Annotated in this window: 6 protein-coding genes; 2 read left to right on the plus strand and 4 right to left on the minus strand. The window is 34.5% G+C overall.

Annotated elements, in window-relative coordinates:
* Positions 1-299: 299 nt before the first annotated feature.
* A complete protein-coding gene (gene msrA / locus GOQ24_RS11705) occupies positions 300-848 on the minus strand; it encodes a peptide-methionine (S)-S-oxide reductase MsrA (protein ID WP_155092335.1) in 549 nt (182 codons plus the stop codon).
* A gap of 258 nt (positions 849-1106) precedes the next feature.
* Between msrA and GOQ24_RS11710 the strand changes: the two genes are divergently transcribed.
* Together GOQ24_RS11710 and GOQ24_RS11715 are read left to right on the plus strand one after the other, a co-directional pair.
* On the plus strand, positions 1107-1772 hold the full coding sequence (locus tag GOQ24_RS11710; RefSeq protein WP_155092334.1) for an ABC transporter ATP-binding protein: 666 nt from the start codon (positions 1107-1109) through the stop codon (positions 1770-1772).
* A gap of 8 nt (positions 1773-1780) precedes the next feature.
* On the plus strand, positions 1781-2539 hold the full coding sequence (locus tag GOQ24_RS11715) for a TIGR02757 family protein (RefSeq protein ID WP_155092333.1): 759 nt from the start codon (positions 1781-1783) through the stop codon (positions 2537-2539).
* An 11-nt stretch (positions 2540-2550) separates the two neighbouring features.
* On the opposite strand, the gene GOQ24_RS11720 is transcribed toward GOQ24_RS11715, so the two are convergent.
* The 3 genes from GOQ24_RS11720 to GOQ24_RS11730 all read right to left on the minus strand — a co-directional run.
* Positions 2551-3462 carry a Ppx/GppA phosphatase family protein gene (locus GOQ24_RS11720; protein ID WP_155092332.1) on the minus strand — a complete coding sequence of 304 codons (912 nt, stop codon included), beginning with the start codon at positions 3460-3462 and terminating at the stop codon, positions 2551-2553.
* An 8-nt stretch (positions 3463-3470) separates the two neighbouring features.
* Positions 3471-5585 carry a polyphosphate kinase 1 gene (gene ppk1, locus GOQ24_RS11725; RefSeq protein ID WP_160339766.1) on the minus strand — a complete coding sequence of 705 codons (2115 nt, stop codon included), beginning with the start codon at positions 5583-5585 and terminating at the stop codon, positions 3471-3473.
* The coding region (locus GOQ24_RS11730; protein WP_160339767.1) for a SixA phosphatase family protein at positions 5566-6046 on the minus strand (481 nt) is incomplete at its 5' end. The genes ppk1 and GOQ24_RS11730, both read right to left, overlap by 20 nt.

Below are 6046 nucleotides of genomic sequence, written 5' to 3' on the forward strand. Positions count from 1 at the left end.
GATTTAAACAAATACCTCTACCAATTAATTCGCCCTATACAGTGCCATTTTAATGCAAAAGTTAGCATAAGATTAATTCTCGACAATAATTCTAAAATGAAGTAAACTAAATTATTCTTTTTTCCCTTTCTGATTAGATAGAGCAACATTAAGCACGATGAGGATATCACTGCAAATACTAAATAATTATCATCTCAATCCCCTAAAAAGAAAACAGCTCTAACACCTTAGCCAATTCGCAAAAAGGTTGTCAGTCTTTCGATATGATAGTTTGCAATGACATCCCAATCACATCTAACTTATTTTACTCTATTACTAAAGTTGGTCATAAACTTATCTACTTTGGGCTTTACAACCATCTGACAATAGGGATTACTATCCCCCTTAACAGCAAAGTAATCTTTGTGATAATCTTCTGCTACATAAAATAAAGTTGCCTTACTGACTACAGTTACTATAGGATCTTCAAATACGCGCTCTTGACTCAACACAGCTATGTACTCCTCTGCTAAAGTCTTCTGCTCAAGACCCGTATAAAATATCTCACTTCGGTACTGTGTGCCCACATCTGCTCCTTGCCTATTCAAAGTAGTAGGATTATGAGTTGCGAAGAATACCTCTAACAATTGATTGTAATTAACAACATTTCCATCATACATAATTTGAATTGCCTCTGCAAAACCGGTCTCTCCTGTACAAACCTGCTCATAAGTAGGATCAACTGTGTGTCCTCCAATATATCCAGGTAGCACTTGTTCTACTCCTTTTAAGTTTTTAAAAATGGCTTCTGTACACCAAAAGCACCCTCCAGCAAAAATGGCCTTTTGCAAGTTTATATTGTTCTCCATTTGTTTATACTATTTTCTATTACTATTTATCAGAGATAAAAATATTATATTTTACGCTATAAAAAAAAATGACTGAATTAATTAGTTGTTATATGTCACAGCAAAGTATTCACAATCTTACTTTGACTTTGTCGTTCTACTAAATTCTAAAGTAATTTCCACAATTACTTATTTGATAACTGTAAAAACAATCTGACAAAGTTTCGCTCTTGCAACATAAAAATCGTTACTTTGCAATACTAAAACCACAATCAAAATATGATTAGAGCAGTAAATATTCACAAATTCTACGATAAATTAGAAGTCCTTAAAGGAGTAGATCTTCACATTAAAAAAGGAGAAGTTGTATCTATTGTTGGTGCATCTGGTGCAGGAAAAACAACTTTATTACAAATATTAGGTACTCTTGATCATCCTACTACACAAGAAAACACCTCTCTACATATCAATGGCAGCGATATACTGCAGTTAGACGATAAAGAACTTTCTAAGTTTAGAAACCTAAACCTTGGATTTATCTTCCAATTTCACCAATTACTCCCTGAGTTCACAGCTTTAGAAAATGTTTATCTTCCCGCTCTTATAGCTGGAAAAACTATTTCAGAAGTGGAACAAGACGCTATTGATCTGTTAAATTACTTAGATCTATCTCATAGGATAAAGCACTATCCATCTGAACTATCAGGAGGAGAACAGCAAAGAGTGGCAGTTGCAAGAGCTCTAATTAACAAGCCACAGGTCATTTTCGCAGATGAGCCTTCGGGAAATTTAGATACGCACTCGGCAGAAAACCTCCACAAACTATTCTTCCAATTAAGAGATGAATTAGGACAAACTTTTGTCATTGTTACTCACAATGAAGAATTAGCTGATATGGCAGATAGAAAGCTTACAATGGTTGATGGAATTATAGTATCAAAGTAATAAAACAAATGAATTTAAACGATCTTAAAGAATTTTTAGACGAAAAAGTTCTTTTATACAATGCTCCAGCTTTTATTGTTGATGATCCGATTCAGATACCACATCTTTACACGTTGAAAGAGGATATTGAAATTGCTGGCTACCTAAGTGCTACTATAGCATGGGGCAATAGAAAGATGATTATAAAGAATGCGAAGCGAATGATGGAACTCATGGGGAATTCTCCTTACGATTTCGTTATGGAGCACAAGCAAGACCACTTAGACAATCTTGATTCATTCGTCCATAGAACCTTTAACGGAGTAGATTTTGCAACTTTTATAAAAGGGCTCAAACACATTTATACCAATCACAATGGTTTAGAAAGTGTTTTTGCAAATACATCTGCTCCTATGCAAGAGAGAATATCTAATTTCAAAAGATTATTTTTTGAAATAGAACACCCTACTCGATCAGAGAAACACATCTCCGACCCTATGAAAGGCTCTGCTGCAAAGAGAATTAATATGTACCTCCGCTGGATGGTGCGAAATGACAATAACGGTGTAGATCTTGGCATATGGAATACCATAAGCACCGCTGATCTATCTTGTCCCTTAGATGTACACTCTGGCAATGTTGCTCGTAAACTGGGGATACTAAAGCGCAAACAAAATGACGCAAAAGCATTAGCTGAATTAGATAATGTTTTGCGTCAGATGGATCCTATAGATCCAGTAAAATATGACTTTGCCTTATTTGGCTTAGGTGCTATTGAAAAATTCTAAATAGCCTATATTTACATACTTTGATAATCTAATGGCACACGGTCATAGTAAATCGCTTTAACGATTCCATCGGATACTCCTATCTTAGGAACGTAAATATACTTAGCACCACTCCATTTCATCGCGCTGCTATAAATGCGTAGAGCTGGTATAATAACGTCGGCGCGATCTGGATTCAAACCTAATTCGGAAATACGCTCATCATAAGACATCTCCTTTAACTTATTGTATTGCTGTGTCAAATAACTATAAGTTAAAGGTTTATCTTGTGCTTTGGCTGACATCTTAAATATCTTATTGATATTCCCACCAGATCCGACAACAACAAGGTCTTTTAAGTTTACTGTATTCTCCTTGATCCACGATTCTATCTCTATCCAAACTGATTTAGGTACCATATCGTTTATCAGTCGCACTGTACCATTTCTAAACGACTGAGATGCAACTTGTTCTCCATTTGAAAATATCGTAAACTCAGTGCTCCCCCCACCTACATCAATATACATCACATTTTGTGTACTGTTGATAAAGTGTTTTAAATCAGAGGACGCAATTATCATCGCTTCTTTTTTCCCATCAATTATACTAATCTTTATTCCAGATTCTTTATATATCTCCTCTACAATCTCCTCTCCATTTTCAGCCTCTCTCATAGCACTTGTAGCACAAGCCATATACCTATCCACCTTATTTACCTTCATTAGCAAATAAAAGGCCTTCATAGAATCAATCATACGCAACTTCGACTCTTCACTAATTTCTCCTTTAGTAAATGAATCTTGTCCTAAACGCACTGGGACCCTAATCAATGAACTCTTATTAAACACAGTCGTTTTTCCTTTTTCCTCAACTATGTTCGTTATTAATAATCTCATGGCATTAGAACCAATGTCTATAGCGGCGTATTTCTTTATCTTTAGCATATATTATATTAACTCTTGTTATTTAATTTTTCTCTGTAATATTTATACATTTCCATTTGAGAATGGAAAACTTCTCCTTCTTCAATTTTTCTGTAATTATTAGATAAATCACCACTTTGAATACGCGTCTTATAGTTTCCTTTCCAACCGATATTGAAAGTGTCAATTAATTCTTGCTTGATATCCTCATCGTAAATTGGACAAGTCACCTCTACCCTTTCATCTAAATTTCTAGTCATAAAATCTGCAGAAGAAATATATACTGCAGGTTTGTCGTTATTGCCGAAGATATAAACTCGAGAATGCTCTAAGAACCTATCTACGATACTAATTGCTTCGATATTCTCGCTCATACCAGGCACACCAGGAATAAGAGAGCATATTCCCCTAATAATCAATTGTATTTTCACTCCTGCACAACTTGCATCATATAGTTTATCAATCATCTTAATATCTGACAAGCTATTCATTTTCAACCCTATATAAGCAGGCAAACCATTTTTAGCATTAGTTATCTCACGCTCGATTAGCTTATAAAATCCCTTACGAGTATAATGAGGAGATACTAAAAGGTGTTTGTATTTGTGAACCCTATAGTTTACTTGTAAAAACTCAAATACTTTGGAAACGTCTTTCATAATCTGATTATGACTTGTAAACAAAGTGACATCTGTATAGATTTTACTCGTACTTTCATTAAAGTTCCCTGTTGATATAAAGCCGTATCTCTTTACTTTTTTATTCTCCAGACGCTCAACAACACATATCTTACTGTGTACTTTTAGCCCTTTTACACCAAAAATTAAGTGAATGCCCTCTGCTTGCATTAACTCTGAATAATAGATATTACTAGCCTCGTCGAAACGCGCCTGTAATTCAATCTGAGCAATTACTTGCTTGCCATTCTTCACTGCATTTATCAAAGAACTGATAATCTGCGAGTTCTTAGCTAATCGATATAAAGTGATTTTTATAGATAATACTTGGGGGTCTAATGCAGCTTCCCTTAAAAATTTAACCAAATATGAAAAAGATTGATAAGGAGTATATACCATATAATCTTTCTTCTGTACTTGCTGTATAATACTATCTTCAAGACTTAAATTAGGCACTCCTACTGGCAGTAATTTTGGATAGGTAAGATCCGTTCTCCCCATATTGGGAAACCCCATATAATCTCGTCTATTGTGATACCTGCCACCAGGGATAATACTGTCGTTCAATTCTATTTCAATATTCTGAAGTAAAAACTGCAAAGTTTCCTCCTCCATCTCGCGGTCAAAGACAAATCGAACAACAGCACCCTCTCTTCTATCCCTGACTCCACTTGATATTTTTTCTACAAACGACTTGTGTAAATCCGTATCGAAGTCTAATTCAGCATCTCTTGTGATTTTAATCATATGAGCTGCTTCCGCCTTATAATCAATAATATTGAAAATAGAATCTAAATTAAATCGGATAATATCATCTATCATAATGATAAACTTCTTATCTCCTTCACAAGGGAGTTCTACAAAGCGATTGATTATATTTGGTATTTCTATAATAGCATAACGCACAGGAGATACAGCCTTTCTAATTTTCTCTGATTGATGCTTTTGCACTAATTTGTCATCTAACATCAATTTCACAACAAGATACCCATGCGTATCTCTCAATAAAGGAAACTCAGCTAAATCACTTAATATAATTGTCACTAAGTCAGGAGATACTTGATGCAGAAAGAAATCCTTTACAAAAGCTTGTTGCTTTTCGTTTATTTCCTTGTTATTGACAATAAAAATATTCTCCTCCTCCAACTTCGATTCAACTTCTGTCAGAATACGCAAACTTTCGTTTTGTAGTTCAATTACTCTTTTCGTAATCTCACTCAATAGCGTTTTGACAACTTCTCCACTACTCAATTTTCGGTTGCTTTGACCAGTAAGTGTCATTCGTCTAATTGTCGCATAGCGCACGCGAAAGAACTCATCCAGATTGTTGGAAAAAATCCCAATAAATCTAAGTCTTTCTAATAGCGGTACAGTTGAGTCAGCTGCTTCTTGCAGTACTCTTTCATTAAAAGACAACCAACTTTTCTCTCTATCTACGTAATGGTATTTAGGCGTATTTGTGTTCATTATTTTTTAAATCTCTTGGGAATATGGTTAATTGAATCTTCCCTTTGCAAATATCCTCCCAATTATCTATGCTAAATTTCATAATGACAGACCCTGAAGTTGGAATATTCTCGAAAGATTCGTTACCAAATTTATTAACAAAATTTGTTATAGCGTCATTATGCCCAAAAAGAATTAGAGTATTATGTTCATTTTTGCATTTTTTTATGACTTTCAAAAGATCATACTCATCAAAAGTATAAAGCTCATCATTATAAACGATACAATCTAAGTTAATATCCATATTCTGACCAAAGATGATTGCAGTTTGTTTTGCGCGTACAGCTGTACTTGACCAAACAATGAATTTTTTTGGCAGATAAGACAATATTGCATTTGAAACTAAATGCGCATCTTTAATTCCGCGACGTGACAAAGGACGACTTTTGTCATCTGTTACTATATCCCAACAAGATTTAGCG

Source organism: Myroides sp. LoEW2-1, assembly GCF_009767705.1.
GTDB lineage: Bacteria > Bacteroidota > Bacteroidia > Flavobacteriales > Flavobacteriaceae > Flavobacterium > Flavobacterium album_A.